This window comes from Streptomyces sp. NPDC018000, assembly GCF_044328025.1.
In the GTDB taxonomy this organism is placed as follows: domain Bacteria; phylum Actinomycetota; class Actinomycetes; order Streptomycetales; family Streptomycetaceae; genus Streptomyces.
Window position 1 is genome coordinate 153,861 of the sequence record NZ_JBIRGM010000006.1, and the last position, 17,033, is coordinate 170,893.

13 protein-coding genes and 1 pseudogene are annotated in these 17,033 nt (G+C 67.7%); 11 read left to right on the top strand and 3 right to left on the bottom strand.

All coding sequences use genetic code 11. From position 1 onward, the window contains the following. Positions 1–140 precede the first annotated feature (140 nt). The 3 genes from metH (at position 141) to ACH4EW_RS16695 (ending at position 6,442) form a co-directional block, all read left to right on the top strand. The gene (gene metH / locus ACH4EW_RS16685; RefSeq protein WP_398257219.1) at positions 141–3,653 is read left to right on the top strand and encodes a methionine synthase; all 3,513 of its coding nucleotides are present in this window, start codon (positions 141–143) and stop codon (positions 3,651–3,653) included. A gap of 120 nt (positions 3,654–3,773) precedes the next feature. Continuing rightward, complete coding sequence (locus ACH4EW_RS16690; RefSeq protein ID WP_398257222.1) at positions 3,774–4,475, top strand: HAD family hydrolase; 702 nt, start codon at positions 3,774–3,776, stop codon at positions 4,473–4,475. A 365-nt stretch (positions 4,476–4,840) separates the two neighbouring features. Continuing rightward, the gene (locus ACH4EW_RS16695) at positions 4,841–6,442 is read left to right on the top strand and encodes an ABC transporter substrate-binding protein (protein ID WP_398257225.1); all 1,602 of its coding nucleotides are present in this window, start codon (positions 4,841–4,843) and stop codon (positions 6,440–6,442) included. Between the two features lie 79 nt (positions 6,443–6,521). Here the strand turns inward: ACH4EW_RS16695 and ACH4EW_RS16700 are convergent, their stop codons facing one another. Continuing rightward, the gene (locus tag ACH4EW_RS16700) at positions 6,522–7,193 is read right to left on the bottom strand and encodes a response regulator transcription factor (protein WP_093541287.1); all 672 of its coding nucleotides are present in this window, start codon (positions 7,191–7,193) and stop codon (positions 6,522–6,524) included. 9 nt (positions 7,194–7,202) lie between these two features. Continuing rightward, positions 7,203–8,048 (bottom strand): RecB family exonuclease, encoded by an 846-nt coding sequence (locus ACH4EW_RS16705; protein ID WP_398257653.1) that lies wholly within the window; start codon positions 8,046–8,048, stop codon positions 7,203–7,205. Positions 8,049–8,219: 171 nt separating this feature from the next. Here ACH4EW_RS16705 and ACH4EW_RS16710 point away from each other — a divergent pair, with 171 nt between their 5' ends. From ACH4EW_RS16710 to ACH4EW_RS16720, 3 genes are all read left to right on the top strand, one after another. After that, positions 8,220–9,470, top strand: a complete 1,251-nt coding sequence (locus ACH4EW_RS16710) for a site-2 protease family protein (RefSeq protein WP_398257655.1) — start codon at positions 8,220–8,222, stop codon at positions 9,468–9,470. Positions 9,471–9,530: 60 nt separating this feature from the next. After that, positions 9,531–10,436 (top strand): tRNA (adenine-N1)-methyltransferase, encoded by a 906-nt coding sequence (locus ACH4EW_RS16715; RefSeq protein WP_351203080.1) that lies wholly within the window; start codon positions 9,531–9,533, stop codon positions 10,434–10,436. Positions 10,437–10,893: 457 nt separating this feature from the next. Next, a complete protein-coding gene (locus tag ACH4EW_RS16720; protein ID WP_398257229.1) occupies positions 10,894–11,472 on the top strand; it encodes a hypothetical protein in 579 nt (192 codons plus the stop codon). 38 nt (positions 11,473–11,510) lie between these two features. Here the strand turns inward: ACH4EW_RS16720 and ACH4EW_RS16725 are convergent, their stop codons facing one another. Further along, the gene (locus ACH4EW_RS16725; protein WP_398257232.1) at positions 11,511–11,822 is read right to left on the bottom strand and encodes a ferredoxin; all 312 of its coding nucleotides are present in this window, start codon (positions 11,820–11,822) and stop codon (positions 11,511–11,513) included. 241 nt (positions 11,823–12,063) lie between these two features. Between ACH4EW_RS16725 and arc the strand changes: the two genes are divergently transcribed. The 5 genes and pseudogenes from arc (at position 12,064) to prcB (ending at position 17,000) form a co-directional block, all read left to right on the top strand. After that, positions 12,064–13,830, top strand: a complete 1,767-nt coding sequence (gene arc / locus ACH4EW_RS16730) for a proteasome ATPase (RefSeq protein WP_398257235.1) — start codon at positions 12,064–12,066, stop codon at positions 13,828–13,830. A 235-nt stretch (positions 13,831–14,065) separates the two neighbouring features. Beyond that, complete coding sequence (gene dop / locus ACH4EW_RS16735; RefSeq protein WP_398257238.1) at positions 14,066–15,577, top strand: depupylase/deamidase Dop; 1,512 nt, start codon at positions 14,066–14,068, stop codon at positions 15,575–15,577. A 120-nt stretch (positions 15,578–15,697) separates the two neighbouring features. Further along, positions 15,698–15,916, top strand: a complete 219-nt coding sequence (locus ACH4EW_RS16740) for a ubiquitin-like protein Pup (protein WP_016325855.1) — start codon at positions 15,698–15,700, stop codon at positions 15,914–15,916. Positions 15,917–16,016: 100 nt separating this feature from the next. Further along, a pseudogene (locus tag ACH4EW_RS16745) lies at positions 16,017–16,203 on the top strand (endonuclease domain-containing protein); the annotation flags it as partial. Next, on the top strand, positions 16,155–17,000 hold the full coding sequence (gene prcB, locus ACH4EW_RS16750; protein ID WP_398257242.1) for a proteasome subunit beta: 846 nt from the start codon (positions 16,155–16,157) through the stop codon (positions 16,998–17,000). The pseudogene ACH4EW_RS16745 and the gene prcB, both read left to right, overlap by 49 nt. The last annotated feature ends 33 nt before the right edge of the window (positions 17,001–17,033 follow it).

Consider the following 17,033-nt stretch of genomic DNA (forward strand, 5'->3'; position numbering starts at 1 on the left):
CAGGGCATCCCTCCGCACAGCATGCCGTCCGTTCCGGGGTACGGAGTGACAGCCCTGGGCGTCGCCCGGCTACGCTGGCCTGGTGCGCCTTCCGCCGAAGACGCAAAGCCGACAGCCGTCGCATCCCAGGGAGTACATCCATGGCCTCGTCGCCGACCCCTTCCGCCGACAGCCGGAACCGAGCCGAAGCCCTCCGCGAGGCACTTGCCACCCGGGTGGTGGTGGCCGACGGTGCCATGGGCACCATGCTCCAGGCGCAGGACCCCACCCTCGAGGACTTCCAGAACCTCGAAGGCTGCAACGAGGTCCTGAACGTCACGCGCCCCGACATCGTGCGCTCCGTGCACGAGGAGTACTTCGCCGTCGGCGTGGACTGCGTCGAGACGAACACCTTCGGGGCCAACGCCTCCGCCCTGGGCGAGTACGACGTCGCCGAGCGGATCCACGAGCTCTCCGAGTCCGGCGCGCGCATCGCCCGCGAGGTCGCCGACGAGTTCACCGCCTCCACCGGACAGCAGCGCTGGGTGCTCGGCTCCATGGGCCCGGGCACGAAGCTGCCGACGCTGGGGCACGCTCCCTACACGGTGCTGCGGGACGGCTTCCAGCAGAACGCCGAGGGCCTGATCGCCGGCGGCGCGGACGCGCTCATCATCGAGACGACGCAGGACCTGCTGCAGACCAAGGCCGCCGTACTGGGCGCGCGGCGCGCCCTGGAGGCGATGGGCAGCGACCTCCTGGTGCTGTGTTCGCTGGCGTTCGAGACCACCGGAACCATGCTCCTCGGCTCCGAGATCGGGGCCGCGCTGACCGCGCTGGAACCGCTCGGCGTCGACATGATCGGTCTGAACTGCTCGACCGGCCCCGCCGAGATGAGCGAGCACCTGCGCTACCTCACACGCCACTCCCGTATCCCGCTGCTCTGCATGCCGAATGCCGGACTGCCGGTGCTCACCAAGGACGGGGCACACTTCCCCCTCGGCCCCGAGGGGCTCGCCGACGCCCAGGAGACGTTCGTCCAGGAGTACGGCCTCTCGCTGGTCGGCGGCTGCTGCGGTACGACCCCGGAGCACCTGCGCCAGGTCGTCGAGCGGGTCCGCGGCGTCGCCATCGCCCCCCGCACCCCGCACCCCGAGCCGGGAGCCGCGTCGCTGTACCAGACCGTTCCGTTCCGCCAGGACACCTCGTACCTGGCGATCGGTGAGCGTACGAACGCCAACGGGTCGAAGAAGTTCCGCGAGGCCATGCTGGAGGCTCGCTGGGACGACTGCGTGGAGATGGCCCGCGAGCAGATCCGCGAGGGCGCCCATATGCTCGATCTCTGCGTCGACTACGTGGGCCGCGACGGTGTGGCGGACATGGAGGAGCTGGCCGGCCGCTTCGCCACCGCCTCCACCCTCCCGATCGTGCTCGACTCCACCGAACTGCCCGTCCTGCGGGCCGGTCTGGAGAAGCTCGGCGGCCGTGCCGTTCTCAACTCCGTCAACTACGAGGACGGTGACGGACCCGAGTCGCGCTTCGCCAAGGTCACCGCACTGGCCGCCGAGCACGGCGCAGCGCTGATCGCCCTGACCATCGACGAGGAGGGCCAGGCCCGCACCGTCGAGCACAAGGTCGCCGTCGCCGAGCGGCTCATCGAGGACCTGACCGGCAACTGGGGCATCAAGGAGTCGGACATCCTCGTCGACACCCTGACCTTCACCATCTGCACCGGTCAGGAGGAGTCCCGGGGCGACGGCATCGCCACCATCGGTGCCATCCGCGAACTGAAGAAGCGCCACCCCGACGTGCAGACCACGCTCGGACTGTCCAACATCTCCTTCGGGCTCAACCCGGCCGCCCGCGTCGTGCTGAACTCCGTCTTCCTCGACGAGTGCGTCAAGGCCGGTCTCGACTCCGCGATCGTGCACGCCTCCAAGATCCTGCCGATCGCACGCCTCGACGAGGAACAGGTCAAGGTCGCGCTCGACCTCGTCTACGACCGCCGCGCCGAAGGCTACGACCCCCTCCAGAAGCTCATGGAGCTCTTCGAGGGCGTCAGCACGAAGTCCATGAAGGCGGGCAAGGCCGAGGAACTGGCCGCCCTGCCGCTCGACGAGCGCCTCCAGCGCCGCATCATCGACGGCGAGAAGAACGGTCTGCAGAGCGACCTCGACGAGGCCCTGCAGACCCGCCCTGCACTCGACATCGTCAACGACACCCTCCTGGAGGGCATGAAGGTCGTCGGCGAGCTCTTCGGCTCCGGCCAGATGCAGCTGCCGTTCGTGCTCCAGTCCGCCGAGGTGATGAAGACCGCGGTCGCCTACCTGGAGCCGCACATGGAGAAGTCCGAAACCGAGGGCAAGGGCACCATCGTCCTGGCCACCGTCCGCGGCGACGTCCACGACATCGGCAAGAACCTCGTCGACATCATCCTGTCCAACAACGGCTACAACGTCGTCAACCTCGGCATCAAGCAGCCCGTCTCCGCGATCCTGGAAGCCGCCGAGGAGCACCGCGCCGACGTCATCGGCATGTCCGGCCTCCTGGTGAAGTCCACCGTGATCATGAAGGAGAACCTGGAGGAGCTGAACCAGCGCAAGCTGGCCGCCGACTTCCCCGTCATCCTCGGCGGCGCGGCACTCACCCGGGCCTACGTCGAGCAGGACCTCCACGAGATCTACGACGGCGAGGTCCGCTACGCCCGCGACGCGTTCGAGGGGCTGCGCCTGATGGACGCCCTCGTCTCGGTCAAGCGCGGCGTCCCCGGTGCCGCCCTCCCCGAACTCAAGCAGCGCCGCGTCCCCAGGCGAGACACGGCGGTCCTGGAGGTCGACGAGCCCGAGGAGGGCGTCCGCTCCGACGTCGCCGTCGACAACCCCGTCCCCACCCCGCCGTTCTGGGGCACCCGCGTCGTCAAGGGCATCCAGCTCAAGGAGTACGCGTCCTGGCTGGACGAGGGTGCGCTCTTCAAGGGCCAATGGGGCCTCAAGCAGGCCCGCGCCGGTGACGGGCCGACGTACGAGGAGCTCGTCGAGACCGAGGGCCGCCCGCATCTGCGCGGCTGGCTCGACAAGCTCCACACCGAGAACCTGCTGGAAGCCGCCGTCGTCTACGGCTACTTCCCCTGCGTCTCCAAGGGCGACGACCTGATCCTGCTCCACGAGGACGGCTCCGAGCGCACCCGCTTCACCTTCCCGCGCCAGCGCCGGGGCCGCCGCCTCTGCCTCGCGGACTTCTTCCGCCCGGAGGAGTCCGGCGAGACGGACGTGATCGGTCTCCAGGTCGTCACCGTCGGTTCGAAGATCGGCGGCGAGACCGCCAAGCTCTTCGAGGCCAACTCCTACCGCGACTACCTGGAGCTGCACGGCCTGTCCGTACAGCTGGCCGAGGCCCTCGCCGAGTACTGGCACGCCCGGGTCCGCTCCGAGCTCGGCTTCGGCGGCGAGGACCCCGCCGATGTCGAGGACATGTTCGCGCTGAAGTACCGCGGCGCGCGCTTCTCGCTCGGCTACGGGGCCTGCCCCGACCTCGAGGACCGGTCGAAGATCGCCGAGCTGCTCCAGCCCGAGCGGATCGGTGTGCATCTCTCGGAGGAATTCCAGCTGCACCCGGAGCAGTCCACCGACGCGATCGTCATCCACCACCCGGAGGCGAAGTACTTCAACGCGCGGTAGGACGCCGTTCAGCGCGCGGTAGCAGGACAAGTCGTACACTGGTCGGTCCAGTGAAGGCCGGTCGCCCTTCCCACGGGAAATGGCGGTCGGCCTTCTCGTCCCTTACGGAAGGTGTGCCGGATGACCAGCACGGTTCCCGCGTCCATGACCCGCACGGCCGAAGGCGCCGTGCTGCAGGCCGTCCTGCTCGACATGGACGGCACGCTCGTCGACACCGAGGGCTTCTGGTGGGACGCCGAGGTGGAGGTCTTCGCCGAGCTCGGGCACCAGCTCGACGAGGCCTGGCGGGACGTGGTGGTCGGCGGGCCGATGACCCGCAGCGCCGGGTACCTCATGGATGTCACCGGCGCGGACATCACCCTCGCCGAACTCACCGTGCTGCTCAACGACCGCTTCGAGAGGCGTATCGGTCGCGGGGTGCCGCTGATGCCGGGCGCGGCACGGCTGCTGGCCGAACTGGCCAGGCACGAGATTCCCACCGCCCTGGTCTCCGCCTCGCACCGGCGGATCATCGACCGGGTGCTGGAATCGGTGGGCCGGCACCACTTCGCCCTCACCGTCGCGGGCGACGAAGTCTCCCGCACCAAGCCGCACCCGGAGCCCTATCTCACCGCCGCGTCCGGCTTCGGGGCCGTCCCCGAGCTCTGTGCGGTCATCGAGGACACCGCGACCGGCGTCGCGGCTGCGGAGGCCGCGGGCTGCCGGGTGGTCGCCGTACCGTCCGTCGCACCGATCGCCCCCGCGTCCGGGCGGGCGGTCGTACGTTCGCTCGAAGAAGTCGACCTCACATTTCTCCGGGGCCTGGTCACAGGAATGCAGTGATCCGCGCACCGAGAGTGTTTCTGTGAATGAATCGAAAAGCTCTGGGTGCCGGATGGTGCATTTTCTGTCGTACGCAAGGGTGTGCAGGCCGGGCGCACGGCAAAGGGCAGGAAATGCTCCGGGCGTGAACTATGTCACCCGGATGACCTCAAAGGCTCCTCAAGATCCACCGAGGTGTCCGTTCCGGGGTGTCGAAGTGTCCCGATTGGTGATGTTCTGTACGAAACCTTCCTGACTGGGGAGAACACCTCGTCGCCATTTGCCATCACCGTCTGATTGAAGATGGGGACATCTCTGGTCCGGAATTGCCGACGACGCCTACTAATGTCGCTTCCTCAATGCACGGATGAGGGAGAGCGTCCACGATGAACCGCAAGACTCTGGTGCTGCCGGCCGTCGTCGGCCTGCTCGCACCCGCACTCGCCGCCTGCGGCGCGTCGGGCGGCGGGGGCGATGGCAAGGACGCCATCGTTGTCGGCACCACGGACCAGTTCGTCGCCTCCAAGGACAACCCCGCACCGTTCGACCCCGCCATCGGCTACGAAGCGGGCGTATGGAATGTGCTCCGGCAGACCGTGCAGACCCTGGTGCATGTGCCGCGCGGCGGGGGCGAGCCGGTACCCGAAGCCGCGGAGAGCTGCACCTTCACGGACACGCAGAACGAGAGCTACCGCTGCAAACTGCGCAGTGGTCTGAAGTTCGCCGACGGCAAGGCTGTCACCGCCGACGACGTGAAGTACTCCATCGACCGCGTCATCCGCATCAACGCTGCCAACGGGCCCGCCGCCCTGCTTGCCAACATCGACACGGTCGAGACACGGGGCGAGCGGGAGGTCATCTTCCATCTCCGCACGCCGGACGCCACGTTCCCGTACAAGCTCGCCACCCCGGCCGCCGGGATCGTGCCGCGGAGCAAATACGCAGCGAAGTCCGCGCGGGCCGGATTCCAGGTGGACGGCTCCGGTCCGTACGTCATGAAGCCGGAAGTCGAGCACAATCGGGTCGTCAAGGTGATCTTCACCAGGAACCCTCGCTACAAGGGCGATCTGAAGATGCGGAACGACAAGGTCGCGCTGGAACTCTTCCCCGACGCGCAGGCGATGGGGAAGGCCCTCGACGACAAGAAGATCGACATGATGACGCGCACCATGTCGCCCAAGCAGTCCCAGCAGCTACTCGAAAACCCCACGGACGGAATCAAGCTCACCGAACTGCCCGGCCTCGCCATCAGCTGTCTCGGCTTCGACACCGACGACCCGGCCGTGAAGAACAGGGCCGTCCGCCAGGCCATGGCCCAGGTCATCGACCGTGGCGAGATCGTGAGCAAGGTGTACGGCACCACGGCCGAGCCGCTGTACTCGCTGATCCCGTCCGGTATCACCACGCACACCAACTCGTTCTACAACAAGTACGGCGAGCCCAGCACCACGAAGGCCGCGGCGATCCTGCGCGACGCGGGCATCGACACCCCGGTGAAGCTCACCCTGCACTACACGGCCGACTACTACGGCGCCGCCACCGCGACCGAGTTCGAGACCCTGAAGAGGCAGTTCAACGACACCGGGCTGTTCGACGTCACCGTCAAGGGCACCGCGTGGGAGAAGTACCGCCCCGCGCAGGTGCGCGGCGACTACGCGGTCTACGGCATGAGCTGGTCCCCCGACTTCCCGGACCCCGACAACTACATGGCCCCGTTCCTGGACAAGAACAACTTCCTCAACACGCCCTACAAGTCGGAACTGGCTCAGAAGACGCTCATCCCGCAGTCCCGCCGCGAGACCGACCGCAGCGCCTCGACCAAGACCTTCCAGCAGCTCCAGGACCTCGTTGCCAACGACGTCCCCGTACTGCCGATCTGGCAGGGCAAGCAGTATGCCGCCTCCCGTGAGGACCTCACCGGCGTCGAGTGGGCGGTCAACTCCTCCGCCGATCTTCAGCTCTGGGAGCTGGGCGACGGCACCGTCTGAGCACGGAAGACGCCCCGGCCGAACCCGGCCGGGGCGGAGCTGATTCCAGGGCCGTTTCCCGGTCCGCCCGCTGACCCGCTCACTGGGCGCCGGGGCGCACCAGGCCGCTCTCGTACGCGTACACAGCCGCCTGCACCCGGTCACGCAGACCGAGCTTGGTCAGCACATGGCCGACATGCGTCTTGACCGTCGTCTCACTGACGAACAGATCCGCGGCGATCTCCGCATTCGACAGACCGCGCGCCACCAGCTTCAGCACCTCGACCTCACGGTCCGTCAGCGTGTGAAGGGTGTCGGGCACCGGCTCCTCGCCGGACGGCAGATGGTCCGCGTACTTGTCGAGCAGCCTGCGGGTGATGCTCGGAGCGAGCATCGCCTCGCCCGCAGCGACCACGCGGATGGCCTGCACCAGCTCGTTGGCCGGAGCGTCCTTCAACAAAAAGCCGCTGGCACCGGCGCGCAGCGCCTCCACCACGTACTCGTCGAGATCGAACGTGGTCAGCACCAGTACCTTCGCCGGACCGTCCCGGCCGGGACCGGTGATCTGACGCGTCGCCTCGACGCCGTCCATCCGCGGCATGCGGATGTCCATCAGCACCACATCGGGCTGCAGCGCCCGCACCTGGTCGAGAGCCTGGAGGCCGTCACCGGCCTCGCCCACCACCGCGAGATCCCCCTCCGCCTCCAGAATCATCCGGAAGCCGGTGCGTAGCAGCGGTTGGTCATCGACCAGTAGGACGCGGATAGCCACAGGGTCTCCTTAAGGTCCTTCGAGGGCCACAGGCCGGCCGGCCTCAGCACGGACCGGATCCATTCTGCCCTGGGCATCCTGCTCCGGCTCCGCCGGGCGTACCGACAACGGATAGACAGGGGGAGTTCCACCGAATTCGGGGCAGACCGACTGGTGGTCGCACCAGCCGCAGAGCTTCGTCGGCCGGGGCCGCCACTCGCCCGTCTCCGTCGCCAGCCGGATCGCGTCCCAGAGCGCCAGCAGCTTCCGCTCAACGCGCTCCAGATCCGCCACCACCGGGTCGTACGTCATGATGTCGCCGCTGCCGAGATAGACGAGCTGGAGCCGGCGCGGTACCACACCCTTCAGCCGCCAGATCACCAGGGCATAGAACTTCATCTGGAAGAGCGCGCCCTCCGCGTACTCGGGGCGCGGCGCTTTCCCCGTCTTGTAGTCGACGATCCGGACCTCGCCCGTCGGCGCCACATCGATGCGGTCGATCACCCCGCGCAGCCGCAGCCCCGACTCCAGCTCCGTCTCGACGAACAGCTCCCGCTCGGCGGGCTCCAGGCGCGTCGGATCCTCCAACGAGAACCACCGCTCCACCAGGCTCTCAGCCTCCGAGAGCCAACGCGCCAGCCGCTCGCCCCCCGCATCCTCCGCGAACAGCTCCGACAGCTCCGGCTTCGACTCCAGCAGCCGGCCCCACTGGGCGGGGATCAGCGCCGTGGCCCGGCCGGCCGTGCGTTCCACCGCCGGGTTGTCGAAGAGCCGCTCAAGTACCGCATGCACCAGCGTGCCCCGGGTCGCTGCTTCGCTGGGCTTCTCCGGCAGCTTGTCGATGACCCGGAAGCGGTACAGCAGAGGGCACTGCATGAAATCGCTCGCCCGCGACGGCGACAGGGACGAAGGCGGCTGAGGAGGCCGCGGCAGGGAGGTCATGTCGAAGACCCTACGGCCCGCCACTGACAGCCGGCGGCATACCATCGACCACACAGCCTCGAGCACTGCATGATCGTGCCGTACGGCACCGACCGAAGGGACCTCGTGGACGAGAGCGGCAACAACGGGCGGCCGCAGCCCGGCGTGGGGGGACCGGCCCCCGGCGCCGGCCCCGAGAAGGGCGAACCGCGGCGCCCCGAAGAGCCCGGCGGTGGCCTGCTCATGGGCCGCCCCTTCGGCGTGCCCGTGTACGTCGCGCCCAGCTGGTTCCTCGTGGCCGCACTGATCACCTGGGTCTTCGGCGGTCAGCTGGAACGGGTGCTGCCCGAGCTAGGCGCGGCTCGCTATCTGGTCTCCCTCTTCTTCGCGGTCGCTTTCTACGCCTCCGTACTCGTCCACGAACTCGCCCACACGGTCGTCGCGCTGCGCTACAAGCTCCCGGTGCGCCGCATCCAGCTCCAGTTCTTCGGCGGCGTCTCCGAGATCGAGAAGGAGTCCGAGACCCCCGGCCGCGAATTCGTTCTCGCCTTCGTCGGCCCTCTGCTCTCCCTGGTGCTCGCAGGGCTCTTCTACGCAGGGATGACGTTCGTCGCGCCCGGCACCGTGCCCGGCGTCCTTCTCGCCGGACTGATGATCTCCAACCTCCTGGTGGCCGCCTTCAACCTCCTCCCCGGCCTCCCGCTCGACGGCGGACGTATGCTTCGCGCCGTCGTCTGGAAGATCACCGGGCGGCCGATGAGCGGCACCGTCGCCGCCGCCTGGGTCGGGCGCGCGCTCGCCGTCGTCACCCTCGTCGGCCTCCCGGTACTCACCCACACCGGCTCCTTCGGGAACAACCCCCGAGACCTCAGCGGCGTGGACACCGTCAGCGACGCCCTGCTCGCCGCCATCCTCGCCGCCATCATCTGGACCGGAGCGGGCAACAGCCTGCGCATGGCCCGCCTGCGCGAACACCTCCCCGAACTGCGTGCCCGCACCCTCACCAGGCGCGCTGTCCCGGTGGAGGCGGCCACCCCGCTCTCCGAGGCCCTGCGCCGGGCCAACGAGGCGGGCGCCCGCGCCCTCGTCGTCGTCGACGGGCACGGCGAACCCCAGGCCGTCGTCCGCGAGACGGCTATTGTCTCCGTCCCCGAACACCGTCGCCCCTGGGTCGCCGTCAGCGGCCTCGCCCAAGACCTCACCGAGGGCATGAAGATCTCCGCCGAGCTGGCCGGCGAAGCACTCCTGGACAGGCTCAAGGCCAACCCGGCCACCGAATACCTCGTCCTCGAGGAGACCGGCGAGATCTACGGTGTGCTGTCCACCGCCGATGTCGAACGGGCATTCGTCGCCGCTCTGGCCAGGCCCGCCGCCTGACCCTCCGGCATCCACCGGGCTCGCGGTCGGAGCGCGGGGAATCACCGGTACGCTGGTCACATGTCTGAACCGACCGGTGCCGCCCGCCGACGCGGGCCCTTCAAGGTCGGGGACCAGGTCCAGCTCACCGATCCCAAGGGACGCCACTACACCTTCACGCTCGAAGCCGGAAAGAATTTCCACACCCACAAGGGTTCTTTCCCGCACGACGAGCTGATCGGTGCTCCCGAGGGCAGTGTTGTCCGAACCACGGGAAACGTCGCCTACCTCGCGCTGCGCCCCCTGCTCCCCGACTACGTCCTGTCCATGCCCCGCGGCGCCGCCGTGGTCTACCCCAAGGACGCGGGGCAGATCCTGGCCTTCGCCGACATCTTCCCCGGCGCCCGCGTCGTGGAAGCCGGCGTCGGCTCCGGCTCGCTCTCCACCTTCCTGCTGCGCGCCATCGGCGACCAGGGCATGCTGCATTCCTACGAGCGCCGCGAGGACTTCGCCGAGATCGCCCAGCAGAACGTGGAACGCTACTTCGGCGAACCACACCCCGCCTGGCAGCTCACCGTCGGCGACCTCCAGGACAACCTCTCCGACACCGACGTCGACCGGGTCATCCTCGACATGCTCGCCCCCTGGGAGTGCTTGGACGCCGTCTCCAAGGCGCTCGTGCCCGGCGGCATCCTCTGCGCATACGTCGCGACCACCACCCAGCTCGCGCGGACCGTCGAGTCCATCCGGGAGATCGGCTGCTTCGCCGAACCGCAGCCCTGGGAATCGATGATCCGCAACTGGCACGTCGAGGGCCTGGCCGTCCGCCCGGACCACCGCATGATCGGTCACACCGGCTTCCTCGTCACCGCCCGCCGCCTGGCCGACGGTGTGGAGGCCCCGCTGCGCCGCCGCCGCCCCGCCAAGGGCGCCTACGGCGAGGACTACGACGGTCCCGGTAGCCAGAGCGGCTCCTCCCGCGGCTGAGAGCCTGTTGGGTAACACCCTGACCGGGCGGCCACGGCGTGGCACGCATGCTCCCGGCATTGCCGAAATGACCTGGTGCCGCAGGCTCTCAAGGAGCGGGGGAGGCCCCGTCCGAGGCATCCCGGCGCCTGGAATCGCGCGCACCACGCCGCGTCCGCTCTCCGATCGAAAGTCACCCGACAGGCTTACGACCTGGGGGGCGATAGGGAGCGGGCTCGCGCCGTTTGAGCCGCACAACGTACCGGCGCCGCCGCCGAGTTCCCGGACCGACCCGGGAACTCGGCGGCGGCGCCTCTTCGTTGCCGCTACGCAAGCGCATCCGCGGCGACCCCACCGTTCCCCTGCTCTGTGAGGTGTGGCACGATGCTGGCCACCCCCACGCCACCGCGGACGCCCCACCGGCGGCACCGCCCACCCAGGCATACTCGAACCACAGGAACCACAGGAGACATCCCGCGTGCAGACCTCCGAGCTCCCGGACCTCGCGCACACCCACACCAAGCCGCTGCACTGGCTAGCCGTCGCGACAGCCATGGCCGCTGTCGTCGCAGCCTCCGGCATGCTCCAGCCGGACGCCAAGGCATCCGCCTCGCCCCCCCACCGCACCGCCGCGCAGCACGGCACCGCGCCCGTCGCAGCACCCGATCCGGAGCGGGCGACCTTCCCTCTGGAATGCGGCGGGCTGGAGAACACCGTGGCCAAACAGGCGCCCGGCGACCTCGACGGCGACAGCCGCCCCGAGACCGTCGCCGTGGTCCACTGCGCGGCCGGGTCCGGCACCCCGCCCAGTGGTGTCTACGTACTCACACAAGGAAGCGGGGCCGCACCCCGGGTCGTGGCGACCCTGGTGGACCCCGCCCAGAAGTTGAGCGTCGGCGATTTCGCGGTGCGCGACGGAATCATCTCCGCCACCCTGCTCGGCTACTCCTCGGCCGCAGTACCGCGCTGCTGCCCCGACCAGCAGGAAAAGGTCACCTGGCAGTGGCAGGGCGGCGCATTCGTCCGCGCCGACCAGGCCGCCCCGAGCAGCGCCTGAGTCGTCACTACGCGTGATCGTCCGCCCGGACCGCCGGATCAGTCGGCCTCGGGCCCGTACACCTCGACCCTGTCCGAAACGCGACGTACATGGATGCAGTCACCCGGGCACTCCTTGGCCGAATCGACCACATCCTGAAGAAGCGGCAGCGGTACGGGCGTCGTCGCGCCCTTGTCCTGCAGCAGTTCGTCGTCGCTGCTCTTCACATACGCCAGACCGTCGATGTCCAGCTCGAACACCTCGGGTGCGTACTGCACGCAGATACCGTCTCCCGTGCAGAGGTCCTGGTCGATCCAGACCTCCAGGTCCTGAGTCCCGCTGCCGGTGGGAGCGTCCTGCTGCACGGTCATTTCTCCTGCCGTTTCCTGCGTATCCGGACCAAAAGTAGCCAGCCCTGACGGGTGTTGAACGGTTCGACGATACAACCGGCCGCTTTCCGATGTTGAAGGGTGGGTATGCCCCTGACACGAGGGGGAACGCAAGGGTGAAGATCGGACACGCCCCGCAGTCTTTGTGATCTAGGGGTTTCAATCATCACCCACCCAGGTAGGGTCAGGAAGCGTCCAGCTCCCCTTGGAGGAGGTGAGGACCGTGGCAGCCCACGACGACGAAATCAACCGCGGCATCCGGCCCGGGCGGGGGTCCGAAGACCCAGCCGGCCAGGTCGCCTATCTCGAGCAGGAAATCGCCGTCCTGCGACGTAAGCTCGCCGACTCTCCGCGCCATACGAGGATTCTCGAAGAGCGGATCGTCGAGCTGCAGACCAACCTGGCAGGCGTGTCCGCGCAGAATGAGCGGCTTGCCAACACACTCCGCGAGGCCCGCGATCAGATCGTGGCCCTCAAGGAAGAAGTCGACCGGCTCGCACAGCCGCCGGCCGGTTTCGGTGTGTTTTTGCAGGGCAATGAGGACGGCACCTGCGACATCTTCACCGGCGGCCGAAAGCTCCGGGTGAATGTCAGCCCCAGTGTCGAGCTCGACGACCTCCGGCGCGGCCAGGAAGTCATGCTCAATGAAGCGCTCAACGTGGTCGACGCCATGGAATTCGAGCGGGCCGGGGACATCGTCACCCTGAAGGAAATCCTTGAGGACGGCGAGCGGGCTCTGGTCATCGGCCACACCGACGAGGAACGGGTGGTACGGCTCGCCGAGCCGCTGCTGGACATCACCATCCGTCCCGGCGACGCCCTGCTGCTCGAACCCAGGTCCGGCTATGTCTACGAAGTCGTCCCCAAGAGCGAGGTCGAAGAGCTCGTCCTCGAAGAAGTGCCGGACATCGACTACGACAAGATCGGCGGCTTGGGCGAGCAGATCGAGCTGATCCGGGACGCGGTCGAGCTCCCTTACCTCCACCCCGACCTCTTCAAGGAACACGAACTGCGGCCGCCCAAGGGCATCCTGCTCTACGGGCCGCCCGGCTGCGGCAAGACACTCATTGCCAAGGCAGTGGCCAACTCCCTTGCCAAGAAGGTCGCCGAAGTCACCGGCCAGCCCGCGGGCAAGAGCTACTTCCTCAACATCAAGGGCCCGGAACTCCTCAACAAGTACGTCGGTGAGACCGAGCGGCACATCCGCCTGGTCTTCCAGCGTGCCCGTGAGAAGGCGAGCGAGGGAACCCCCGTCATCGTCTTCTTCGACGAGATGGAATCCCTCTTCCGCACCCGGGGATCCGGTGTCAGCTCGGACGTGGAGAACACCATCGTCCCCCAGCTGCTCGCCGAGATCGACGGTGTCGAGGGCCTGGAGAACGTCATCGTCATCGGCGCCTCCAACCGCGAGGACATGATCGACCCCGCGATCCTGCGCCCCGGCCGCCTCGATGTGAAGATCAAGATCGAGCGCCCGGACGCAGAGGCCGCGAAGGACATCTTCGCGAAGTACCTCACGCCTTCGCTGCCCCTGCACGCGGACGACCTCACGGAGCACGCCGGCTCCAAGGAATCCGCCGCGCACGCCATGATCCAGTCGGTCGTCGAGCGGATGTACACCGAGTCCGAGGAGAACCGCTTCCTCGAGGTCACGTACGCCAACGGCGACAAGGAAGTCCTTTACTTCAAGGACTTCAACTCCGGCGCGATGATCCAGAACATCGTCGACCGGGCCAAGAAGATGGCCATCAAGGCCTTCCTCGACCAGGGGCAGAAGGGCCTGCGCGTCTCCCATCTCCTCCAGGCCTGCGTGGACGAGTTCAAGGAGAACGAGGACCTGCCGAACACCACGAACCCGGACGACTGGGCCAGGATCTCCGGAAAGAAGGGCGAGCGGATCGTCTTCATCCGTACGCTTGTCACCGGAAAGCAGGGCGCAGACACCGGTCGATCCATCGACACGGTGGCGAATACCGGGCAGTACCTGTAGAACGCAGACCGGCTGCGGATGCCCGGTCGGGCATCCGCAGCCGACTGCTTTCCGGACAGCTCACGCGACACCGCAGCAATGACGTAATTGATCTCCCCACCAGCACAGAGTCGCTCTAGGCTCTTGCGTACCGCCCGGTCGCGCAGTGCGGGGACGGGCGCCGCACACGCACCGGACAAGCAGCGGTACTTGAGCGCCGCCCCTCAAGGGAGCGCCGCCGGGCAAGGAGGGTCGCATGACCGTACGGCGAGTAATGGGCATCGAGACGGAGTACGGGATCTCCGTCCCCGGCCACCCCAACGCCAATGCCATGCTCACCTCATCCCAGATCGTCAACGCCTACGCAGCCGCGATGCACCGGGCGCGCCGCGCCCGCTGGGACTTCGAGGAGGAGAACCCGCTGCGGGACGCGCGAGGTTTCGACCTCGCCCGCGAGACCGCGGACTCCAGCCAGCTCACCGACGAGGACATCGGCCTCGCCAATGTCATCCTCACCAACGGGGCCCGCCTCTACGTCGACCACGCGCACCCCGAATACAGCTCTCCGGAAGTATCCAATCCGCGGGATGCGGTCCTCTGGGACAAGGCCGGCGAACGCATCATGGCCGAGGCGGCCGAACGCGCGGCGCAGCTTCCGGGCGCCCAGCCGATTCACCTCTACAAGAACAACACCGACAACAAGGGTGCCTCGTACGGCACGCACGAGAACTACCTCATGAAGCGGGAAACCCCCTTCTCCGACATCGTGCGCCATCTGACCCCGTTCTTCGTCTCCCGCCAGGTGGTCACCGGAGCGGGACGCGTAGGAATCGGCCAGGACGGCCACGAGCACGGCTTCCAGATCAGTCAGCGCGCCGACTACTTCGAGGTCGAGGTCGGGCTGGAGACCACCCTCAAGCGTCCCATCATCAACACCCGCGACGAGCCCCACTCCGATGCCGAGAAGTACCGCCGGCTCCATGTGATCATCGGCGACGCCAACCTCTCGGAGATCTCCACCTATCTCAAGCTCGGTACCACCGCCCTGGTCCTCTCCATGATCGAGGACGGCTTCATCAACGTCGACCTCGCGGTCGACCAGCCGGTGCGCACTCTGCACCACGTCTCCCACGACCCGGCACTGAAGCATCTGATCACGCTGCGTAGCGGCCGTACGCTCACCGCGGTGCAGCTCCAGATGGAGTACTTCGAGCTGGGCCGCAAGTACGTCGAGGAACGGTACGGGGTGGACGCCGACGAGCAGACCAAGGACGTCCTGATTCGCTGGGAGGACACCCTCAACCGGCTGGAGAACGATCCGATGAGCCTGGCCGGCGAGCTCGACTGGATCGCGAAGCGGGAGCTCATGGAGGGCTACCGCCGTCGGGACAGTCTGGACTGGGACGCGGCGCGCCTGCACCTGGTGGATCTCCAGTACGCCGATGTGAGGGCCGAGAAAGGCCTCTACAACCGTCTGGCGGCCCGCGGGAAGATGAAGCGCCTGCTGGATGACGACGCGGTCGAGAAAGCCCGTACGAAGCCTCCGGAGGACACCAGGGCCTATTTCCGCGGCCGCTGCCTGGAGCAGTACGCGGACGACGTGGCCGCGGCCTCCTGGGACTCGGTCATCTTTGATGTACCGGGTCATGACTCACTGCAACGGGTACCCACCCTGGAACCGCTCCGCGGTACCCGTGATCACGTCAAGGAGCTCCTGGACCGCTGCCGCACGGCGGAAGAGCTGGTCCAGGTGCTGTCGGGCGGCTGAAAGTGCCGCGATCGGGGAAACATCGGGATGACCCCCGGACGTTGAGACAACTACCGGGCCAATGTCGGACCCCGTAGGTAGGGTCTGATCAAGTGCTTCGAACCGAGCGGGGTGAGCTATATGGCGACCAAGGACACCGGCGGCGGACAGCAGAAGGCGACGCGTTCCACCGAGGAGGTCGAGGAGCAGGCGCAGGACGCGCAGGCGTCCGAGGACCTCAAGGAGCGCCAGGAGAAGCTGAGCGACGATGTCGACTCGGTTCTGGACGAGATCGATGACGTACTCGAGGAGAACGCAGAGGACTTTGTGCGTTCTTTCGTTCAAAAGGGTGGACAGTAGTTCACGAATATGAATGCGGGCAGTGGAGAGTTACGCGCGGTGCGGGCCGGGTCGGCCCGCACCGCGCGGGCACAAGTGGCACCGCAGGCCGTACAGCGGCCCCGGAGTGCATGTGGATCGCTGCCGCGGGACGGGTAGGGTCCGTGGCGTAACGCATCAACAGCAATTCGGCCATCGGTACGTTGGGAGACGATCCTGACGCCTTGCGCAGGGCCGTCGCATACCTGGAGGGAAACGCGTGGAAGCCAACACTCGTAGCACCGGGCGTCTACCAGCTGCCTTCCTGACGCCGGGATCCTCTTCGTTCATGGATTTCCTGTCCGACCATTCTCCCGAGATGCTCCCGGGCAACCGGAACCTGCCGCCCCTGCAGGGGGCCATCGAGGCGCCGCACGGGACGACCATCGTCGCTGCGACGTTCCCCGGCGGCGTGGTCCTGGCCGGCGACCGGCGGGCGACCATGGGCAACGTGATCGCGCAGCGCGACATCGAGAAGGTCTTCCCGGCCGACGAGTATTCGGCGGTGGGCATCGCCGGCACGGCCGGACTGGCCGTGGAGATGGTCAAGCTCTTCCAGCTGGAGCTGGAGCACTTCGAGAAGGTCGAGGGCGCCCAGCTCTCCCTGGAGGGCAAGGCGAACCGGCTCTCCACGATGATCCGCAGCAATCTGGCCATGGCCATGCAGGGCCTCGCCGTCGTGCCGCTCTTCGCCGGCTTCGACGTCGACCGCGAGAAGGGCCGGATCTTCTCGTACGACGTCACCGGCGGCCGTTCCGAGGAACTCGGCTACGCGGCCACGGGCTCCGGGTCGATCTTCGCCCGTGGCTCGATGAAGAAGCTCTACCGCGAGGATCTGACGGAGCAGCAGGCCCTCACCCTGGTTGTGCAGGCGCTGTACGACGCCGCGGACGACGACTCGGCGACCGGCGGTCCCGATATGGCCCGGCGGATCTACCCGATCGTCACCGTCATCACCGACGAGGGCTTCCGGAAGCTGGCCGAGGCGGAATCCTCCGAGATCGCCCGCTCGATTCTGGAACGCCGGATGGAACAGCCCGACGGCCCGCGCGCCGCGCTGCTCTGACCCCGTTCTGCTGCCTCTTCGATGCTCTTGTCA

Bases quoted from the DNA above. Each gene is read 5' to 3' on its own strand.
- ACH4EW_RS16740 (WP_016325855.1), top strand. From the start codon at position 15,698: ATGGCGACCAAGGACACCGGCGGCGGACAGCAGAAGGCGACGCGTTCC.
- ACH4EW_RS16695 (WP_398257225.1), top strand. From the start codon at position 4,841: ATGAACCGCAAGACTCTGGTGCTGCCGGCCGTCGTCGGCCTGCTCGCA.
- ACH4EW_RS16690 (WP_398257222.1), top strand. From the start codon at position 3,774: ATGACCAGCACGGTTCCCGCGTCCATGACCCGCACGGCCGAAGGCGCC.
- ACH4EW_RS16715 (WP_351203080.1), top strand. From the start codon at position 9,531: ATGTCTGAACCGACCGGTGCCGCCCGCCGACGCGGGCCCTTCAAGGTC.
- metH (WP_398257219.1), top strand. From the start codon at position 141: ATGGCCTCGTCGCCGACCCCTTCCGCCGACAGCCGGAACCGAGCCGAA.
- dop (WP_398257238.1), top strand. From the start codon at position 14,066: ATGACCGTACGGCGAGTAATGGGCATCGAGACGGAGTACGGGATCTCC.
- ACH4EW_RS16705 (WP_398257653.1), bottom strand. From the start codon at position 8,048: ATGCAGTGCCCTCTGCTGTACCGCTTCCGGGTCATCGACAAGCTGCCG.
- ACH4EW_RS16725 (WP_398257232.1), bottom strand. From the start codon at position 11,822: ATGACCGTGCAGCAGGACGCTCCCACCGGCAGCGGGACTCAGGACCTG.